The 16,897-nt window shown below is 39.3% G+C and carries 20 protein-coding genes and 1 pseudogene; 10 read left to right on the forward strand and 11 right to left on the reverse strand.

The window, feature by feature from the left end; genetic code table 11:
- Both SGI74_13785 and SGI74_13790 read left to right on the forward strand, forming a co-directional pair.
- Nucleotides 1-209: oligoribonuclease (locus SGI74_13785; protein ID MDZ4678564.1), on the forward strand; the 209-nt coding region annotated here is incomplete at its 5' end.
- A complete protein-coding gene (locus SGI74_13790; GenBank protein MDZ4678565.1) occupies nucleotides 206-883 on the forward strand; it encodes an FKBP-type peptidyl-prolyl cis-trans isomerase in 678 nt (225 codons plus the stop codon). The genes SGI74_13785 and SGI74_13790, both read left to right, overlap by 4 nt.
- 53 nt (nucleotides 884-936) lie before the next feature.
- Here SGI74_13790 and SGI74_13795 read toward each other — a convergent pair whose 3' ends face one another.
- On the reverse strand, nucleotides 937-2,100 hold the full coding sequence (locus SGI74_13795; GenBank protein MDZ4678566.1) for a hypothetical protein: 1,164 nt from the start codon (nucleotides 2,098-2,100) through the stop codon (nucleotides 937-939).
- 174 nt (nucleotides 2,101-2,274) lie between these two features.
- On the opposite strand from SGI74_13795, the gene SGI74_13800 reads away from it, so the two are divergent.
- The 3 genes from SGI74_13800 (at nucleotide 2,275) to SGI74_13810 (ending at nucleotide 3,586) form a co-directional block, all read left to right on the forward strand.
- Nucleotides 2,275-2,844 carry a biotin transporter BioY gene (locus tag SGI74_13800; protein ID MDZ4678567.1) on the forward strand — a complete coding sequence of 190 codons (570 nt, stop codon included), beginning with the start codon at nucleotides 2,275-2,277 and terminating at the stop codon, nucleotides 2,842-2,844.
- A 25-nt stretch (nucleotides 2,845-2,869) separates the two neighbouring features.
- A complete protein-coding gene (locus SGI74_13805) occupies nucleotides 2,870-3,046 on the forward strand; it encodes a hypothetical protein (GenBank protein ID MDZ4678568.1) in 177 nt (58 codons plus the stop codon).
- A gap of 123 nt (nucleotides 3,047-3,169) precedes the next feature.
- Nucleotides 3,170-3,586, forward strand: coding sequence for a hypothetical protein (locus SGI74_13810; protein ID MDZ4678569.1), 417 nt, complete (start codon nucleotides 3,170-3,172; stop codon nucleotides 3,584-3,586).
- A 2-nt stretch (nucleotides 3,587-3,588) separates the two neighbouring features.
- Here SGI74_13810 and SGI74_13815 read toward each other — a convergent pair whose 3' ends face one another.
- From SGI74_13815 to SGI74_13845, 7 genes and pseudogenes are all read right to left on the reverse strand, one after another.
- Nucleotides 3,589-5,151 (reverse strand): peptide chain release factor 3, encoded by a 1,563-nt coding sequence (locus tag SGI74_13815; protein ID MDZ4678570.1) that lies wholly within the window; start codon nucleotides 5,149-5,151, stop codon nucleotides 3,589-3,591.
- A gap of 93 nt (nucleotides 5,152-5,244) precedes the next feature.
- Nucleotides 5,245-5,367, reverse strand: coding sequence for a hypothetical protein (locus tag SGI74_13820; protein ID MDZ4678571.1), 123 nt, complete (start codon nucleotides 5,365-5,367; stop codon nucleotides 5,245-5,247).
- A gap of 14 nt (nucleotides 5,368-5,381) precedes the next feature.
- Nucleotides 5,382-6,239 carry an MlaD family protein gene (locus SGI74_13825; protein MDZ4678572.1) on the reverse strand — a complete coding sequence of 286 codons (858 nt, stop codon included), beginning with the start codon at nucleotides 6,237-6,239 and terminating at the stop codon, nucleotides 5,382-5,384.
- Entirely contained in the window at nucleotides 6,236-6,922 is a 687-nt protein-coding gene (locus tag SGI74_13830; GenBank protein ID MDZ4678573.1) for an ATP-binding cassette domain-containing protein, read from the reverse strand. The genes SGI74_13825 and SGI74_13830 overlap by 4 nt, the downstream gene beginning before the upstream one ends.
- Nucleotides 6,919-7,560 (reverse strand): annotated as a pseudogene (locus SGI74_13835) (ABC transporter permease). The gene SGI74_13830 and the pseudogene SGI74_13835 overlap by 4 nt, the downstream one beginning before the upstream one ends.
- 12 nt (nucleotides 7,561-7,572) lie before the next feature.
- Nucleotides 7,573-7,758, reverse strand: a complete 186-nt coding sequence (locus tag SGI74_13840) for a hypothetical protein (protein MDZ4678574.1) — start codon at nucleotides 7,756-7,758, stop codon at nucleotides 7,573-7,575.
- 78 nt (nucleotides 7,759-7,836) lie between these two features.
- A complete protein-coding gene (locus SGI74_13845; GenBank protein ID MDZ4678575.1) occupies nucleotides 7,837-8,907 on the reverse strand; it encodes a hypothetical protein in 1,071 nt (356 codons plus the stop codon).
- Nucleotides 8,908-9,123: 216 nt separating this feature from the next.
- On the opposite strand from SGI74_13845, the gene SGI74_13850 reads away from it, so the two are divergent.
- From SGI74_13850 to SGI74_13865, 4 genes are all read left to right on the forward strand, one after another.
- Entirely contained in the window at nucleotides 9,124-10,056 is a 933-nt protein-coding gene (locus SGI74_13850) for an FkbM family methyltransferase (protein ID MDZ4678576.1), read from the forward strand.
- On the forward strand, nucleotides 10,053-11,294 hold the full coding sequence (locus tag SGI74_13855) for an NADH:flavin oxidoreductase/NADH oxidase family protein (protein MDZ4678577.1): 1,242 nt from the start codon (nucleotides 10,053-10,055) through the stop codon (nucleotides 11,292-11,294). The genes SGI74_13850 and SGI74_13855 overlap by 4 nt, the downstream gene beginning before the upstream one ends.
- 227 nt (nucleotides 11,295-11,521) lie before the next feature.
- A complete protein-coding gene (locus SGI74_13860) occupies nucleotides 11,522-12,409 on the forward strand; it encodes a hypothetical protein (GenBank protein MDZ4678578.1) in 888 nt (295 codons plus the stop codon).
- A 164-nt stretch (nucleotides 12,410-12,573) separates the two neighbouring features.
- Nucleotides 12,574-13,560, forward strand: coding sequence for a hypothetical protein (locus SGI74_13865; protein MDZ4678579.1), 987 nt, complete (start codon nucleotides 12,574-12,576; stop codon nucleotides 13,558-13,560).
- 7 nt (nucleotides 13,561-13,567) lie between these two features.
- Here SGI74_13865 and SGI74_13870 read toward each other — a convergent pair whose 3' ends face one another.
- Together SGI74_13870 and SGI74_13875 are read right to left on the reverse strand one after the other, a co-directional pair.
- Nucleotides 13,568-14,959, reverse strand: coding sequence for an OmpA family protein (locus tag SGI74_13870; GenBank protein MDZ4678580.1), 1,392 nt, complete (start codon nucleotides 14,957-14,959; stop codon nucleotides 13,568-13,570).
- 135 nt (nucleotides 14,960-15,094) lie between these two features.
- Nucleotides 15,095-15,652 carry a transposase gene (locus SGI74_13875; protein MDZ4678581.1) on the reverse strand — a complete coding sequence of 186 codons (558 nt, stop codon included), beginning with the start codon at nucleotides 15,650-15,652 and terminating at the stop codon, nucleotides 15,095-15,097.
- Between the two features lie 282 nt (nucleotides 15,653-15,934).
- Here SGI74_13875 and SGI74_13880 point away from each other — a divergent pair, with 282 nt between their 5' ends.
- Nucleotides 15,935-16,342: a DUF5946 family protein gene (locus SGI74_13880; protein MDZ4678582.1), complete on the forward strand. Its 408-nt coding sequence runs from the start codon at nucleotides 15,935-15,937 to the stop codon at nucleotides 16,340-16,342.
- 112 nt (nucleotides 16,343-16,454) lie between these two features.
- Here the strand turns inward: SGI74_13880 and SGI74_13885 are convergent, their stop codons facing one another.
- On the reverse strand, nucleotides 16,455-16,883 hold the full coding sequence (locus SGI74_13885; protein ID MDZ4678583.1) for a hypothetical protein: 429 nt from the start codon (nucleotides 16,881-16,883) through the stop codon (nucleotides 16,455-16,457).
- Nucleotides 16,884-16,897 lie beyond the last annotated feature (14 nt).

Below are 16,897 nucleotides of genomic sequence, written 5' to 3' on the forward strand. Positions count from 1 at the left end.
GACTTTTTATAAATAAATACTTCAAACGTTTTGCTAATCGAATTCATTATCGTAATTTAGATGTAACATCATGGAAAGTGATCATGATGCATAAATTTAAAATAAAATATGAAAAGAAAAATACTCATCGTGCCTTGGATGACATTCAAGAAAGTATTGGTGAGTTACAATTTTATTTAAATCATTTTCAAAAAAAGGAGACTCCATGAAATTTTTTATCATAATGCTAGCCTTGGTGGGGCTTACCGCCTGCAATCAAACTCCCAAGAGCGATTTAAAAACCGACAAAGCAAAAGCCAGTTACTCAATTGGTCAGCAAGTTGGTGGGAATTTTAAAACCCAAGAAGTAGATTTAGACATTGCGGCCTTCTCGATGGCCGTTTCAGATGTGATCGCTGGAAAAAAGCCCGCACTCACAGCTGATGAAATGCAAAAAGCCATGATGCAGTTTCAACAAACACGTATGGATAAAACCAAAGTTGCAGCTGAAAAGAGTAAAGCCTCAGCTGTTGCGTATCTTGAAAAAAACAAAACTGTTGAAGGTTTCAAAGTCACGGCCTCTGGTTTGCAATACAAGGTGGTCACAACAGGTAAAGGGCCAACACCTAAAGACAAAGATTTCGTAATGGCTCACTATTCAGGCAAACTCACAGATGGAACAGAATTTGACAGTTCATACAAACGTGGTCAACCTGCAGAATTTCCAGTAATGGGCGTAATTCCCGGTTGGACGGAAGCCTTGAAGATGATGAAGGTTGGCGATAAATGGCAACTAGTCATTCCACCTGAGCTCGCTTATGGCGAGGGCGGCAGACCCGGCATTCCACCAAATTCAGTTTTGGTTTTCGACATTGAACTTGTTGGGATTAAAGGGAAGAAGTAATTTTAAAATTTGAAAAAATGCAAAGGGCTGACTTGTAAATGAGTTGGCCCTTTTTATTTCGCAGGCAAGATTCTATTCACTAACTCTGCAACCCAATCTGTTCCATGGGAGGCAATGTACCCCCAATGCCCACCAAATCTTGTTCTATGGGTCATGACGAATTCAGAACTAGAAGTAACATCGACAAATCTTTTGTAATGAGCATACGGAACAATAGGATCATTTTTTGCGTGTATTACAATCAACGGAACTTTTAATTTATTTATATTCTTTAAAAATATCACTGAACTTGTCTTAAGGTAACTCTCAACGGACTCAGTCTCTACCTCTGGATTCCATGGAAATAAATTTTCTAAAGTTCGGCTCTTAATATTTTTTGTCGTTTGCGCACTTAATCGTGCATGAAAAAGATTATAAAAGCGCTGACCAGCATTGTTTGAACTTAAAATCTTATCTTCCGCCTTCAACTTAAGCATAACCTCAGATCTCAGAGTTGCTTTGTAATGCTTAAGGGCACTCTTAATGATCTGATTTCCTGTCCATGATAATTTGCAGCCAGATGAATTCTTCAACGAATAATTAAACATATTCAAAACACAATCTGTTAACTCATCATGATGAGTGACGCCACTAAAGCTAATCGCTGATTTAAATAAATCTGTTCCCAAACGCTGATCTTCTACAAGGGCATGCATCACAGCGGCCCCACCCAAGCTCACACCCAATAAATGCAGCGTTGTATGTGGAATTGTCTTATCGGCTGATATTGCTTTAGCCAATTGCACAAGTGCACGGCCCTCGTCATAACCGCCCAAACTTAAACTCTCATTAAGTGAATAAAATCCAGCACCAGAAATTGAATCAACAACCAAAACATTGGCCCTTAATTTATTAGCTAGTACAACACCTCGAATAAAAGCCGAACCAGCACTTGACCATCGATCTGATAATGAACCAAAATTTGCTATAATTAACGGTCTTGGAGTTAACCCTTGAGCATCTTGCATAAACAAGAGCCCGCCCATTAGGCTTCCGTCATCTAAAACAAACTCTCTCAAATTTTCAGTGTAACGATCATAAGGCACATCAATAAGATTTGGAGCTGCCGTTCCTATTAAACCCGACCAACCAATAAGCGCTGGGTCAGATTGCGGAGGGTTTGGCAATGGTTTAGCCGATGAATAAGATAAGAATAAAGTCAGTATTAATGTAATCATGCAAGCGGCAGAGGTGCAAAGCAGTGCCAAGACTTAAACCGAATTAAACTGACTCAATCGAGTAGTAATTTGGTGCCACTTTTAAATTAACTGTCAAAATTTCATTGCCTCGACACCACCACCAAGGGTAGCTTCCCACCGATATCAATAACTTGTTTTTTTAAGGAGACTACCATGACAAACGATAAAGCATTTATTCCCCAGCTCTTTAAAGAAAAAGGCGCTTCGCGAATTCATGATGCTTTAATTGTTGGTTCAGGTGCCGTTTTAATCTCCCTTTTAGCACAAGTTAAAATCATGCTCCCCTACACTCCCGTTCCAATCACTGGTCAAACTTTAGGCGTAGGGCTTGTCGCACTTTTATTGGGCTCAAAAAGAGGCACAGCTTCTGTACTCATTTATCTACTGATGGGTACATTTGGTTTACCAGTATTTGCTGGGGGCCGCGCGGGCATGATCTGGGGCTCAACAACGGGTTATCTTTTAGGAATGGTTGGTGCAGCCTATCTTGAAGGTTGGCTCGCTGATCGCGGCTGGTCATCTCGCTTTAGTACCACTTGGCTTTCTGGAATACTCGGCAGTGTTGTGATTTTTGCAAGTGGTTTAGCCATGCTCTCATTTTTCGTACCTACAGAAAGTTTACTAGCAGCAGGATTATTTCCATTTATTGCAGGGGATTTGATTAAAACTTTCTTAGCTGCAGGTATTGTTACGGGCACTCAGAAATTTTACTCTCAAAAATGATCAAAAAAAATCTTCAAGGTAGAAAATGAAAGATATCCCACCAGAAAATCAGCTTAAAGATACGCTTCGCAATCTTCAAGATGCGTTAAATGAATGGGATAAAATACCTGATAACGCCGAATCTGAAATGGATAAGTTTCGTAAAAAAACTCAGGAGCTTGTTAAACGGCTCAACGAGCAGATTAAAGCACTTGGCCTATAAAAAACGTCTAAAAGTTAATCAATTGTACAAACATTAACATCAAATTTCCCTTAAATATTAGTTACATACCGAATCATTAAGGAGTATTATCAATGTAACGCATAGCAATGAACTGGAGTTTATATGAACAAACAAATCTTTATAATACTCGCTGGAATTCTAATAACTGGTACTGCCATGGCAGCACTCATGAACGATAAAATGAAGACCACGGTGATGTGTAAAGATGCTCGTATTGCTATGAATGGTGGCCTTGCAACTGGCATTGAAGTGGGTGGCCTCAAACGTCACACCGCTGTAACCCTCTATACTCAAAAAATCAACGGTAAGACCACCCTTGTTAAACAAGGTAGCTTAAACGTTTCACATTTTATTCCCACTCAAAGTGGCGTTAATCAAGACAAATACACAGGCGAAAATATTGAGCTCACCGTTTCTCGCGTTAAAGATCAACGCTCAGGAAAGTATCCTGCAAGCATAAAAGCAAATCTCGAAGGTCAGAAATTCGCTGCCAACCTTCTTTGTCATTCAACACGATAAAATTATTTGATTTTGGAAAACTTCAATGCAGGATGATTTTTAATAATCCAATCCAATGCCCATTCGTTTTCAAAGAGAAATACTGCGCAGCCATCACGGTCTTCGATACGACGATTATCACTTCTCATGGCAATTTTTTCTATCTCAGCCTCTGGGCCTTCTACCCAACGAAGCAGATTATAACTGAGGCGCTCAATACGAACATCAACACCATACTCAGATAGTAATCGGTACTGAAATATTTCAAATTGCAGCACACCCACCACACCCAAAATAGGAGCTTGATCACCCACATATTTTTGTCTGTAGACTTGAACAACACCCTCTTCACGCAATTGATCAAGACCCTTTTGAAATTGTTTGCGCTTCAACGGATCAACACAAATAACATTTGCAAAAAACTCTGGAGAAAATTGCGGAACACCTTGATACGTAACAAGGGCCCCCACCGAAAGTGTGTCACCAATTCGCAACTCACCACTTGTATCAATTAGACCAACAATATCGCCTGGAAAGGCCTCTTCAATAATCTCACGCTCTTGAGCAAAGAGATGAAAAGGCTTATTAAGTTTAAATTCTTTTTTAAGCCTTGAATGTTTAACACCCATTCCTCGAGTGAATTTTCCAGAACATACCCGCATAAACGCAACACGATCACGATGGAGCGGGTTCATATTGGCTTGAACTTTAAATATAAAACCTGTGAAATTTTCTGAACTGGCTTCAATTTTACCTTTATCACTGAGTCTGGCTGAAGGAGACGGAGCAATTTCAATAAATCGATCTAAAAAATGCTCAACTCCAAAATTATTCATCGCACTCCCGAAAAACACAGGGCTCAATTGACCAGCTAGGACGCGATTAATATCAAAAGGGTCACCGGCAAGTTCTAATAACTCTAAAGCCTCTTGAAACACGGGTTCGTCCATACCTGAAACACGAATTGATTCTAATTTTGTTTTTGCATTGGCTTCGCCGCTTTTTTGAAAAAGTAAAACCTGATTTGACTGACGATCATAAACCCCTCGAAAATCAGCTCCCATACCAATGGGCCAACTCATAGGGCAAGATCTGATACCCAAAACTTTTTCTAACTCATCAAGTAAATCAAGTGGGTCACGACCATTGCGATCAAGTTTATTAATGAATGTGAAAATGGGAAGACCACGCATACGACAGACTTCAAAAAGTTTTCTTGTTTGCGGCTCCACACCTTTAGCGGCATCTATGAGCATGACTGCAGCATCAGCCGCAGTGAGAGTACGATAAGTATCCTCAGAGAAATCTTTATGCCCAGGCGTATCGAGTAAATTTATTCGAAATCCTTTATATTCAAACTGTAGAGCACTCGTACTGATAGAAATTCCACGTTGCTTTTCGATTTCCATCCAATCAGATGTGGTATGTTTTTGATTAGTCTTTGCTCTGACGGCTCCTGCTTGGCGTATAGCACCGCCATAGAGCAAAAGCTTTTCTGTTAAAGTCGTTTTACCAGCATCAGGATGAGAAATAATGGCAAAAGTTCTTCGTCTTGTAATTTCTTTAATTTGATCTGCACTTTGCATAACCCGTGGACTATAGAGGAGTTATGTACCCAAGTAAATGATGAGTTAGCATCTTTATAAGATTACAGAAGAAAAATTCCGGATTTTGATTGTTTATTCATTTGATGGCTGTCGCTTTTCTTTATCATTGAGCTCAATCTCTTTTTGTTTTTTTGCCAGGGCTTCTTCTTCTTTTACCTCTTTAACAGAGCTACGCAATACAAACGATTTTTGCATAGCCTTAAGCACAATCACACTTCATTAAGCGCTTCAACAGCACGATGGGTAGCCTTTGGCATTTCTGGAGCCATGCTTTGTATGGCTGGCATGAGTTGATTTAAAGTTTGCATAACAGTACTTGTTGTACGCACAATTTCAGAAATATTTTTAGCCATATCAGGGGATGATTTTAAAATCTTATTCATCTCTAGTGTAGTTTGGGCCAAGTTTTCAACTGCCATTTGAAGGTTCTTATTATGCGTCATTTGTTGACTCATGCTAGAAAATTGAAGTGATGCATTATTTAAATTATCTAATAATGGCGCCATGCGATCAAACATTTTAACGAGCGATTCAGTGCGCTTAGGGTCTATAAAAGCTTCGGCAAGAGATTTAAGACTAACAGCTACTTCGCTAAATGTTTTCATATAAGGCGCTAATGCGCGACCATCGAGAGATTCAAGAATATCAAAACTTAATTCTGAACGAATTTGTCCGCCAGGAGCTAAAGATTTCGCCGAAGAAGTTCCTACAATGAGATCAAGGGCTTTATCGCCGATAATAAATGGTCTAACAACGCGAATGAGAGAATCTTCTTTAATGCGCTCTTGGATTTTTTTTAGAACACTGATGGTAGCAATAATTTGTCCATCATTTTGAATCTCTACAGATTCGACATGTCCTATTTTAAGATCCGTCATTTCAACTTTTGTACCCGGAAATACTCCCTGTGCTCGCTCAAAACTCACTGTGTATTTAACATGAGAAGCAAACCAACCTTGTTTGTAAACCACAACACACAAAGTGACAGCGATTCCAAATAAAACTGTTGCCATAAAACCACCAGCAATTTTTTCAGCTCGGGTGAATTTAACTTTCAAGTCACTCACGCGACCTCCTGTTGGTGATATTCTTCAGAAACAATATTCCCATTTTTTAAATATATTTTTTTATAATCGAGGCCATTGAATAATTCAGGCCCATCTGATGAAATAAGCATACATGTACTTTTCTGTTTTTCGATAATCCAGTTTCGTAATACATTTAGAATTGGAAGCCCAATAGCACTTGCAGGGTCATCAAGTAAAATCACACTGGGCTGTGCAATGAATGTTCGCGCCAGACATGTCCATTTTCTAACACGGCCCGGAACCTTAATTGGATATTGATTGAGATAGTTTTGGAGTTGAAAAAGTTCAATCATGAATTTCATAGTTTGCTGGGTATCATCGTTTGTTGTTCGATGATATTGATGGTACAGCTGAAGATTTTCTTTAATTGTGAGTGAATTAATTAGTCCGCCAAACGCAAATCCATAACCAATACTTTTGCGAAAGGGCAAAAATTCTTCATAAGTCATTTCATAAATACTTTTGCCATTGATAAGACAACGCCCCATTGTTGGCTTAACGAGTCCTGCCGCAATTTTTAAAATAAGTCCACGGCCAACATCACCTTGGATCCAGACGATATCTCCTGTACTGATACTCAGATTAATCCCATTTAAAATTGATCCAAAGTCTGTTTGAAATGAAACATTTTGAAATTCTAAAGAAGTTATATTTTCAATCACAACAACCCCAATTTCATCATAGTCTCAATGTACGAAAGAATACTGATGGTGAGATTAAACCCTACGACAAAAATAACACTAGATACCACGGCAGAAGCCGTAAGTGCAGGCACTTCGTGAAAGCTCGTTTTAACTTGTAATCCCTGAAAACAAGAAATCGCAAAAATTATTAGTCCACCAAAAATACTTTTAAGAAAGAAAAAGAAAATGTCATTTAAAGTCAATGCCATTGCAAAAGTATCAATATAAATAAATAAACTAAAATTCTGCGATAGACTCACAGCCATGTAGCCGCCTACAAATGCAATAAAAACAAAATAACAACTCAAGCAAATTACCGATAAAACTCCACCAGCAAGCCTCGGAAACACAATAAAGCTTAAAGGATTAATTCCCAAAACTTCTAATGCTTCAATTTCTTTATTCACTTTCATATTACCTACTTCAGCCGCAGCGCTAGGGCAAGTTCTAGCGATAACAATGAGGGCTGTAATGAGGGGGCCAAGTTCTCGAACTATGACTGAAACGAGCAGATTTCCAAGCAAAGCACTCCCACCAATATTTACGAGTTGAGACATCGATTGAAGTACAATTACCATCCCTGATGCGAAAGCCAAAACACCAATAAGGGGAAGGGTTTGCCAACCTGTTTAATATACTTGGTTCATTATTGCGATTGAAACAGAGCGGACACTTTGTTTTTGATAAAACAATGTGTCACGAAATGAAAGATAGATCATTGTGAAAATGCGAAAGACATAAATGCGCAATTTTTCAGTGCGAACACCAAGGCGCCACAAGCTTGTTTGAGCTATACCAACTATACTTTGTTCCATGCATAAAACTCATCGGAATTTCAGTGAGTTTTTTGTGCAGACTTAAGGCTAGAATAATCGACAACCCTACCTTGAACTCTATTTTACTTTTTTGTAGCGAACCTTAATTTTGGTACCCGCTGCTAAAGGCTTATTAAAGTGAAGCTTGTCACCCGTAACAGTCCAGCTGACTGTCGGATCATGAGGGATAAGCTTTACCTCTACTGTTCCAACTTCTGGAATTTCTTTAAGTTGAATTGAAGCAAGTTGTTGTCTGATGTTTTTGCCGATACTTGAAACTGTAGCAGTTAAGTTTGAGTCACAAATACTTCCCTTAATACCACCCGTCTTATCAGCGATTTCAACATAGACATGGCCGTAAGTACCCGTGCCTTGTTGCTTAAAACATTGTTTATCACCAGGTAAAACTGTGATGGCATTAAAGCTAAATGATTTTCCAGGAAGTACGTTGTTAAGTGTGTTGATTAACTCATCTGGCTCATCTTCTATAGACCAACGATCAAGGTTAGGATCAAACGGGTTATTCGGATTTCTGCCATTTTGATTTGAATTTTCATCTTCATCAGTAAGAATTACTACGGCAAGTGCAGCCTGTGGTCTAAAAAAACCTACAAAATCGGGGTCATTATTTTTTTGAATGGCACGACCTGCGACCATTACGCCTCGCTCATTACCATCACCCGTTTCTCTACGCTGAATTGTATTTTCAAAATACGTTTGAGCATTTGGGCCTGGGCTTAAAACAAAAGATCCAGTTTCGCGATGCCTGTGATCATAAAGTGGGCTCAAACTACCATTTAATCCTGAAGAACTAGCATCAGTTGTGGTGATCGCAATACGCCAGTCTATGCCATCAAGTTCGGCAATAAAATTTGGAAATCTCTCTGCTAAGTTTGCCTGATCTTCTTGCATCGAACCTGAATCATCAGTGATGAATAAAATATCAACAGCATTAATTGCTGAAACGGGTGCATTAAAAGTTTCATTTAAAAAACCTTCAGAATCTACGGGGTCATCTCCAAATTTTCCACCACCACCACCAGTTGTTGACGGCAGTGACTTACTTTTTGGATCAAACTGTAGATCATTGCCACAACCAGCAACCAATAAAACAGTGCTTATAATTTTGACAAAATTTCTGACTTTCATATGTTACCCCACTACCCATGTGATAGAGCATAGATCATGCCGTTGGTCGAGGTAGGTAAAACATGAGAATGTTTAGTGTTTCATTTTGTGAGATTGCAAAAATTTGTAAAAAAACAAAACACTCAAATTATGTAGACACTCCATGGCAACATTTTAAACTTCTGAATTACTTAAATAATGTTTCCATAAAGACTAACTGTTGTTAGAGTCTTAGATATGCGAGTAATGAATGCGGCGGGAAATATTTTTGCACAAAATCACCGCCTAGAAAATATTCTAGCAAGTATTGGGCACCGATTTCCCCACAACAAGATCGTTCGAAGTTTTTGCTGGCATACAGGTAACCAAATATTTTTGCGCGACCCTCAATCTATTCGAAAAGCGGTAATGCAAGATGGTTTTGAACTCTACGTCACTATGTCTGATTTTACATTTCGTCATGTCTATTTTTTAGGAATCTACGAACCTGTAGTCAGTGGTCTTATTAAAAAATTGGCAAAACCCGGCCAAATCTGGGCCGACGTCGGAGCAAATATCGGCTTTTACACTCTTTTACTTTCAAAAATTCTCGGTGAGAAAGGCAAAATTTATGCCTTTGAACCAAATCCTAAAGTTATAAATTTACTTGAAAAGTCACTATTAGCCAATCGTGTAGAAAATATTGTTTTAACTAAAGCAGCTGTATCGGATGGCAATCAAAAAAACCTAACACTTCAAATTCCACTCCATGAAAACGAGCGAGCCTCGCTAGTACACCATAAAGATATTAAAGAATATTCAGAGATCCAAGTTCCGGTTTTAAAATTAGATGATTTTGTTAAAAAAAATAATTTGCGATTTCACGGAATTAAAATCGATATCGAAGGAGCTGAAATTCTTGCTTTTAAAGGTATGCAAAATATATTTAAGGATTCACCACCGAAAATAATCGTGAGCGAAGTAAGTCATCTTCCTGACTGTTTAATGACACCTGTTGAATTGATTAAATACATCGAAGGGTGTGGTTATCTTTCTTATCGCATCCGTAACGAGGGTCTGCACCGTTATAAAATAGGAGAATCACTTCACCCAGATTATGATGCGAACATTGCCTTTTTATTAAAAGAATCAGTAATCGAGTTCAAAGATTTACAAATTAGCACCTTATGAACTTACAATCACCTCTCGTACTTCCTTGTGGGCAAATACTTTCCAATCGTCTCGTGAAATCTGCCATGAGTGAAAACATGGCGGACAAAAATCACCATCCTGGCCTAGAATTTTATGCACTTTATCAACGCTGGGCAAAAGGTGGAGTGGGTTTGTGTATCTCAGGCAACGTTATGGTGAGTTCATCGGCACTGGGTGAACCCAACAATGTTGTCATTGATAAAAATCTTAATAATTTATCGGAATTAAAAATTTGGGCATCGAGCGCTAACAATACTGAAATGAAACTTTGGATTCAGTTAAATCACCCCGGTAAGCAGAGTCCTAAGTTTTTAAGCCGTGAGCCTGTTGCACCTTCAAGCATACCTTTACGTGCCCCTCTGAATCGAATTTTCAACACACCTCGTGAATTAACAGAAAAAGAAATCTACACGATCATTGAACAGTTTGCTTTTGCCGCCGCTCGCGTGAAGGAGGCCGGTTTTTCAGGAGTTCAAATTCATGGTGCTCATGGTTATTTAGTGAGCCAGTTTTTTTCTCCAAAGCATAATATGCGAAGTGATCGTTGGGGTGGAAATTTTGAAAATAGATTGCGCTTTGGGCGTGAAGTCTATTTGGCAATGAGAAAGGCCGTAGGCCCAGACTTCCCCATTGGAATAAAAATTAATAGTGCAGATTTTCAAAAAGGTGGAATGTCCCCTGAAGATTCGATCATGATCGCTGAGTTTTTGTCGAACTTGGGAATTGATCTCATAGAAATATCTGGTGGCTCATATGAGAGCCCAGAAATGATGGGTATCAGTAAACGAGAAAGTACAATAAGAAGGGAAGCTTATTTTTTGGAATATTCAAATGCGATCAAGAATAAAATTCGCTGCCCCTTAATGGTCACAGGCGGATTTCGTACAGGAACTTTTATGACAGCTGCCTTAAAAGAACAAAAACTTGATCTCATTGGATTGGGACGCCCGCTAGCAATTAATCCGAATTTCGCAAATGATCTTTTGGGTGGACAAAACATCCAGAGCGAAGTTACAGCTCTGACAACAGGGTTTAAATTTCTTGATAAATTATTTCCGCTGGAAATTTCTTGGTATACCCACCAGCTTCACCGAATGGGAAAAGGACTTGATCCAAATCCAAATGCCAGCACCTATTCAATAATACTACGCTCAATATTTGAATTGGGAATAACATCTTTGCGTTCGCAATTCACCTCCCGGCGGGAGCCCAGCTAGAAGAGGCATCACAGCGGGTAAACGGTTGTATCCTCAAATTAATTAATGCCAATTGTTTCAATATGTTATGCGTACTTCTCGACTTAAATAATTTAACTGTCAAATACTCTTAAAACAACCGTCAAAAACTTAATCACACTTTCACCCTGTAAAGCAATGAGTTGAATATGGTGATGCCCTCGTCTTTACAGTTAGTGAAGACAAGGGTTTTAAAAAGGGGTGAATATATGATTAAGCAAATTGGTCAGTTTTTGGTTCTCTCATTATTTCTGCTCACTATTGCGTGTCAGAAAAAATCAGTTGATTTTGCACCTACGAAAACAGGAGATACCTTAAGACTACCATCTTCGACAACTTCACCAACACCAACACCAACTAATATTCTAGATAACGTTACAAGTACTGTTTACAGCAGCAATGCTTTTGCGACTGCGGCAAACAATCGAGGCACTCATCTTGCGGCTTGGTTGCCAAGTGCTGCTGGCGGCACCACGATTAATACAGTTTATATTAAAGCACGCTTACTCAATGGTGTAGTCACTGCGTTTCCAAAATCTTATAAAATATATTTAACAACCTCAGACAATTCTGCATGGATGCATGTTGGTGATTTCAATACACAGCCAAACCCAACAACAGGTGTGGTCATTGTGCCTTTACCTGTTAATTATCAAACTCACGGTGTGTTGATTACTCCGATTGAATTAAGTGTAGATAACAATAATCAACATTACTTTCAGATTGCAGATCTATTATTAGGTCATCTGACCATGACATCAGCATTTGCAAAGACATCGGCAAATGCAGATGACATACTCACCGGCTGGGATGTAGCCAATGTAGCTGATAACAATTCAAACTCTGTTTATAGCAGCAATATATTTTCTTCTTCAGCAAACGATCGCGGAACATTTCTTTATTCGTATCTACCAAAAAGTACCTTAATCAATACAGTCTTTTTGAAAGCACGCATGCATAGTAACGTTGTCCATGCGTTTCCTAAAACATATAATCTCTACTTAACTAATCCTGCTAACAATGCGTGGATTCATGTAGGTACCTATCAAACTCAACCAAACACAACCAAACACAACCACTGGGTTTGCTACTATTAATTTACCCGCTAGTTATCAAACTCTTGGAGTTTTGATTGCACCAACAGAATTAGGTAAAGATGATGCTGGTCATTATTATTTTCAAATGGCTGACATCTTATTGGGCCATATGTAACTAAAGTAGTGCATCTCTATATTTACAGGAATTAAAGGGAGGGTTATTTATGTTTAAATTCACACTTATTCTTAGCTCATTATTTTTAGTGGTTTTATTTCAGAATTGTGGTGGTGGGACTCAATTTCACGATAAATCATACGATGGTGAGAAGGCCTATCTGGGTTTAAATAGCAACGCGCTGACATTGAATAGTTCAGGCGCCCCTTTAGAAGACAGGGAACCGCGTAGTAACGACACTCCACCAACTGAGCCGATTTTGCCACGCTTTTTAGTCGGCTCATGGGGCCTTGATGCTGTAGGGGCCGTCGCTTCTAGTGATGGATTAATAGTAAATTTAAAATGCGACTCAGCTCGTGTTGACGGGGCTGTTTTTATTGATTCCAATGGTAAATTTAGCGCACATGGTACTTACACGAATCAACCTGATTACGACAATAATTCTTCATCCGGTATTATTCAGAACACTCCATATATTCAAAAAGCATTTTTCAATGGTCAAATCAGCAATGACGAAAAGCAACTTTATTTGAGAATTATGTTAGTAGACAAGAGAGTGGTTTTCGAGGCCAAGCTTGTGGCCGGCGATCACCGCGGTGATTACTATTGCGGACCACAATTACCAAAAAAAGTGCCCCTTCTTTCAGGGCACTGGGCTTCAGAGGATATTGATCTCATTGTTGAGAAGGCCGGAGATGTAAATATTAATCTAAACTGTGCTTCAGCTCACATTGATGGTCCGATTGCAGTAAAATCAGATGGTAGTTTTTCTGGAAGAGGCACTTATTTTCAAGCAATGGGCTTAGAAATAATTGGTGGAAACACACCCATCAAAGCAGAATTCAATGGCCGGATAAGCAAACAATATCAAACCTCCGCGGGTTCAAAGGATGCCACCTCAATCGGCCACCACTCACCAGGTGAACGGCACATAATGATATTGAAAATCACTGAATCTGGCACACATCGTTTGCTAGGCAACTTCACACTCTACCGTGATGGACAAGCAACTCTGGCGCAGTGCCTGTTGCAATAACGCTTAGTCAGTGTTTCTTATAAAGTTTAAATTCGACGCGGCGATTTTTCTTTCGACCCTGATAATTGCCATTGTCAGCAATGGGTCTTGATTCGCCGTAACCGATAGGGGTGAGTCTTCTTTCACTAATTCCTTTATTAACCAAATATTTTTTAATATTGGCGGCACGTCGCATACTCAGGTCGCGATTGTATTTTCCTGAACCAATAGAATCTGTGTATCCTTCAATAACAACCCGAATAAATTTAGGTTGAGCCTGGAGTTGTTTGGCGAGCTTATCAAGTGCAAAGCGACTGCCGCTTGCTTTTTCAATAAGCCTATCACTATTAAACGCAAAGAGAATGTCAGAGGGTAAATAAATAGCAACCTCATCAGCATCAGGCAAAAAGTCATTTTCGAAATCTTCAAATTCAACTTCAGGTTCTTCCCATCGACTGGCCACATAAGTAGGAGCTTTAACTTTGCGAAAACTTTCTTCGTGTTCGTTGCCCCAAAAAGGTCCCAAAACCCAGTTGATTCCCAAATAAATTCTTAAATCTGGAGAAGCAGTTCCGTTAATCAAGCGAGTGCCTGCTCCAAGATGTAGAGCAACAGCAGATGTAGCGTCATATTTGATTCCGCCTAAATATTCTAATGTCGTCTGACTGTTGTCGGTATTCTTATTTGTTTTAGAAACGGGAAGACTTCCAAAAACTTCAGATATAAATTTAACATCGGTTTCGGGAATCAAATAACTTCCTGCAATACTTGCGATGTATTGATTTCCATACGGATCAACAGGAAAGCGAGGGATTCTGGTTCCGGGGCTTCTGAGGCGATAACCCACATTCAAACCCAAAGCCACACTGTCATTTATTGTTGTGTCTCCAGCTAATTCAAAATTGTAGGTAGGCCCCGCATTTTCGCCAGTATAGGGATTGCTTCGAATAAGACCAAAATTTACGGATGCAATGACTGCGACACCGCCAGTTTGATCTCCCACTAATCTGAATTTTGTATTCGCGCGAACTTCAGTAATACCATTATTAATAAGTCTAATTTCTCGAGCATCGAGACTATTATCTGTAGCTCCCAATAAAAAGGGAGCGCTAATCCCCATATCCCAATTTTTTGCAAGACCAAGTCCAAAATTTAAATCAGATGTGTAAATAGAATCTTCAAGCCGCCTGCCATCACTGGTAGCACCTTCAAGATAAGAAAGTGAATTTTTAGCGTAGTTTCCAAAGAGCCCAAGATTAAGCAACCCAGGTTCTAAAGTCTCAGAGGATTGAACCGTGATAAAATCAAGTCCGCTCGTAATGGTACTAAAATTAGAAGCATCGGTACCAATAACATTGGCCGAAACTAGGGTGGGAAGAAGAAAAGTCAAAGCAGTAATCAATTGAAGTCGTAATTTCATAAATCAATGATGGCCGAGAAATGGTATTGAAGCAACAAGATCTACCTTGGGCGCTGAAATGGCCAAAAACCGACCCTAAAAGATTAGATTTTGAGTTGGAGGGAGAATTTAAAAATCTACGACCGCATAGCCTCACTAGGCTGTAGAATTTATTGGAACAAGCTTATATTTTCTAGACTGATAAGCGATAATGCCAGCGGCCTCTAAAATATTTTGGACAACATAACCAGAAAGATTCTTAAAAGCTTTTCCCCAATCGCCAATCCTTGTGAAAGCAAGAGTGTCCCAAAAAGAACCCTGTGACTGCCCTTTTTTTGCGTTAAGCATAAGTCGGGCAATGACACCTGAAATCGTTCTCAAAAATACTTGAAAGTCGCTTTTATGTTTTGCTCTAAGTAAAATATGGAGGTGATTGCCATTATTCGAATACTTATAAAGCGTTATGCCCCATTTTTTTGCGTACAGATCAATAATCTGCTTAATCTTAATTTGCTTTTTAGACATGGAAGTTTCACCTTTGGCTCGCGAAGATCTTAGTACAAGGTGAAGAGGTTTTTTTGAATCAAAGGGTCTGATAGTTTTTCTTTTTCCATGGGCATATGCGCCCCCATGAACCTTTCTTCCTGATTCTTTCCAATAATTATTAAACTCATCTGAAACGTTACCAAAATGTTTTTGACTCCGCTTTGCCATGAGAGATAGATAGCTTATTTTTCATTCAGGGGCAATGTTATTTTGATTGAATTAATATGGATATCTTATGAGTATCAGCGGTAGACATAACAACTTCAGCTTGTTAGAAAGTCATTATGATGAACAATTCCATTTGCCCAGATTGCAAAGCTCTCGTTCCGGATATCCAGGGGCCTGTTCATGCTTACTTAGGGTCTAATGCCGGGTGCTGGAAAATCTATGGTGAAATCCTTGAGAAAGAATATAGCAACCCAGCCTATATGAAAGTTCATCGGCATCACAGTGGATGCTTACGCCGTTCAACATCCGGGGAAATATGAGCCCAGAGCGGCTCAATCAATTAATGTGCATTTAACGTCTCTTTATTTGATTTTAGAAAGAAACTTGTCCTTCGATTTTGTGACAAAGGCATTGTCTCAATTGGTTGATGAGAAGAAACATCAATTCCAGTGGTTTTCTCCTCCGCATTCTTTAGGCACTATGACAGTGGTAGACGTCGTTTCTGCAAAAACCTCTGAAGAGCATGCCTTCAAAGTCAATGCTTGGGCAAAATCAGCCTGGCATGCTTGGCAGGCTCACAGAAAAGAATCGGAAGATAGAAATAGATCTATACAAAAAGCCGTTGATCCGCCCAATCACAAGGTCCATAGACTCCTCGATATTTTTATGGCAAAAAATCTTCAAAACTAGATTAAATTTTAAACTTTTTCTTTGCCTAAGGTATGAAAACAACAATGCTGACATCAAAGCTTGTGGTTTACGGGAAAAATAAAACTCGTACTAAAAAATAACCACATTTGAATTACTGAGAAACGCGGAGTTGATCGCAGGGCGCAGCGGTGCCACTCGTCCGTTTGTATTCTGTGACAACACCGGTTGCGATAACCGTTTCGGTAAATTTAGTGTCAAATGTTGTGTCACTATTACAAGTTCTCCACATATCTGGAGTTCCAGTCATGGTGTATGTTCCACAAGTGGTTTTTCCAAGACATGGTGTATATGTATTTCTTAATGCAGTTACACAATCTTGCAATGTATTAGTCAACAGCGTGAAATGATAATATCCAAATCTAATTCTTGAATTTGACCTATTGAACAACTCAACATCTGCTTCACATTTTATTGTCGGGGATGCCCCGGGTGTAGCCCCATTGGATGCTGTGGGTGTAACTCCGGGGGAGCTTCTAGGTGCTGAGCTTGCCGCTCCAGGGCTGTCAGAGCCCACTTGCATGCATGCTTGCTTCT

Source organism: Oligoflexia bacterium (genome assembly GCA_034439615.1).
Classification (GTDB): domain Bacteria; phylum Bdellovibrionota; class Bdellovibrionia; order JABDDW01; family JABDDW01; genus JAWXAT01.

Excerpts from the sequence above, each read along its gene's own strand:
- SGI74_13855 (MDZ4678577.1), top strand. The coding sequence starts at position 10,053 with ATGAACTTACAATCACCTCTCGTACTTCCTTGTGGGCAAATACTTTCC.
- SGI74_13820 (MDZ4678571.1), bottom strand. The coding sequence starts at position 5,367 with ATGCAAAAATCGTTTGTATTGCGTAGCTCTGTTAAAGAGGTAAAAGAA.
- SGI74_13850 (MDZ4678576.1), top strand. The coding sequence starts at position 9,124 with ATGCGAGTAATGAATGCGGCGGGAAATATTTTTGCACAAAATCACCGC.
- SGI74_13815 (MDZ4678570.1), bottom strand. The coding sequence starts at position 5,151 with ATGCAAAGTGCAGATCAAATTAAAGAAATTACAAGACGAAGAACTTTT.
- SGI74_13870 (MDZ4678580.1), bottom strand. The coding sequence starts at position 14,959 with ATGAAATTACGACTTCAATTGATTACTGCTTTGACTTTTCTTCTTCCC.
- SGI74_13885 (MDZ4678583.1), bottom strand. The coding sequence starts at position 16,883 with ATGCAAGTGGGCTCTGACAGCCCTGGAGCGGCAAGCTCAGCACCTAGA.
- SGI74_13875 (MDZ4678581.1), bottom strand. The coding sequence starts at position 15,652 with ATGGCAAAGCGGAGTCAAAAACATTTTGGTAACGTTTCAGATGAGTTT.
- SGI74_13840 (MDZ4678574.1), bottom strand. The coding sequence starts at position 7,758 with ATGGAACAAAGTATAGTTGGTATAGCTCAAACAAGCTTGTGGCGCCTT.
- SGI74_13795 (MDZ4678566.1), bottom strand. The coding sequence starts at position 2,100 with ATGATTACATTAATACTGACTTTATTCTTATCTTATTCATCGGCTAAA.
- SGI74_13810 (MDZ4678569.1), top strand. The coding sequence starts at position 3,170 with ATGAACAAACAAATCTTTATAATACTCGCTGGAATTCTAATAACTGGT.
- SGI74_13800 (MDZ4678567.1), top strand. The coding sequence starts at position 2,275 with ATGACAAACGATAAAGCATTTATTCCCCAGCTCTTTAAAGAAAAAGGC.
- SGI74_13805 (MDZ4678568.1), top strand. The coding sequence starts at position 2,870 with ATGAAAGATATCCCACCAGAAAATCAGCTTAAAGATACGCTTCGCAAT.
- SGI74_13865 (MDZ4678579.1), top strand. The coding sequence starts at position 12,574 with ATGTTTAAATTCACACTTATTCTTAGCTCATTATTTTTAGTGGTTTTA.
- SGI74_13860 (MDZ4678578.1), top strand. The coding sequence starts at position 11,522 with ATGATTAAGCAAATTGGTCAGTTTTTGGTTCTCTCATTATTTCTGCTC.
- SGI74_13790 (MDZ4678565.1), top strand. The coding sequence starts at position 206 with ATGAAATTTTTTATCATAATGCTAGCCTTGGTGGGGCTTACCGCCTGC.
- SGI74_13845 (MDZ4678575.1), bottom strand. The coding sequence starts at position 8,907 with ATGAAAGTCAGAAATTTTGTCAAAATTATAAGCACTGTTTTATTGGTT.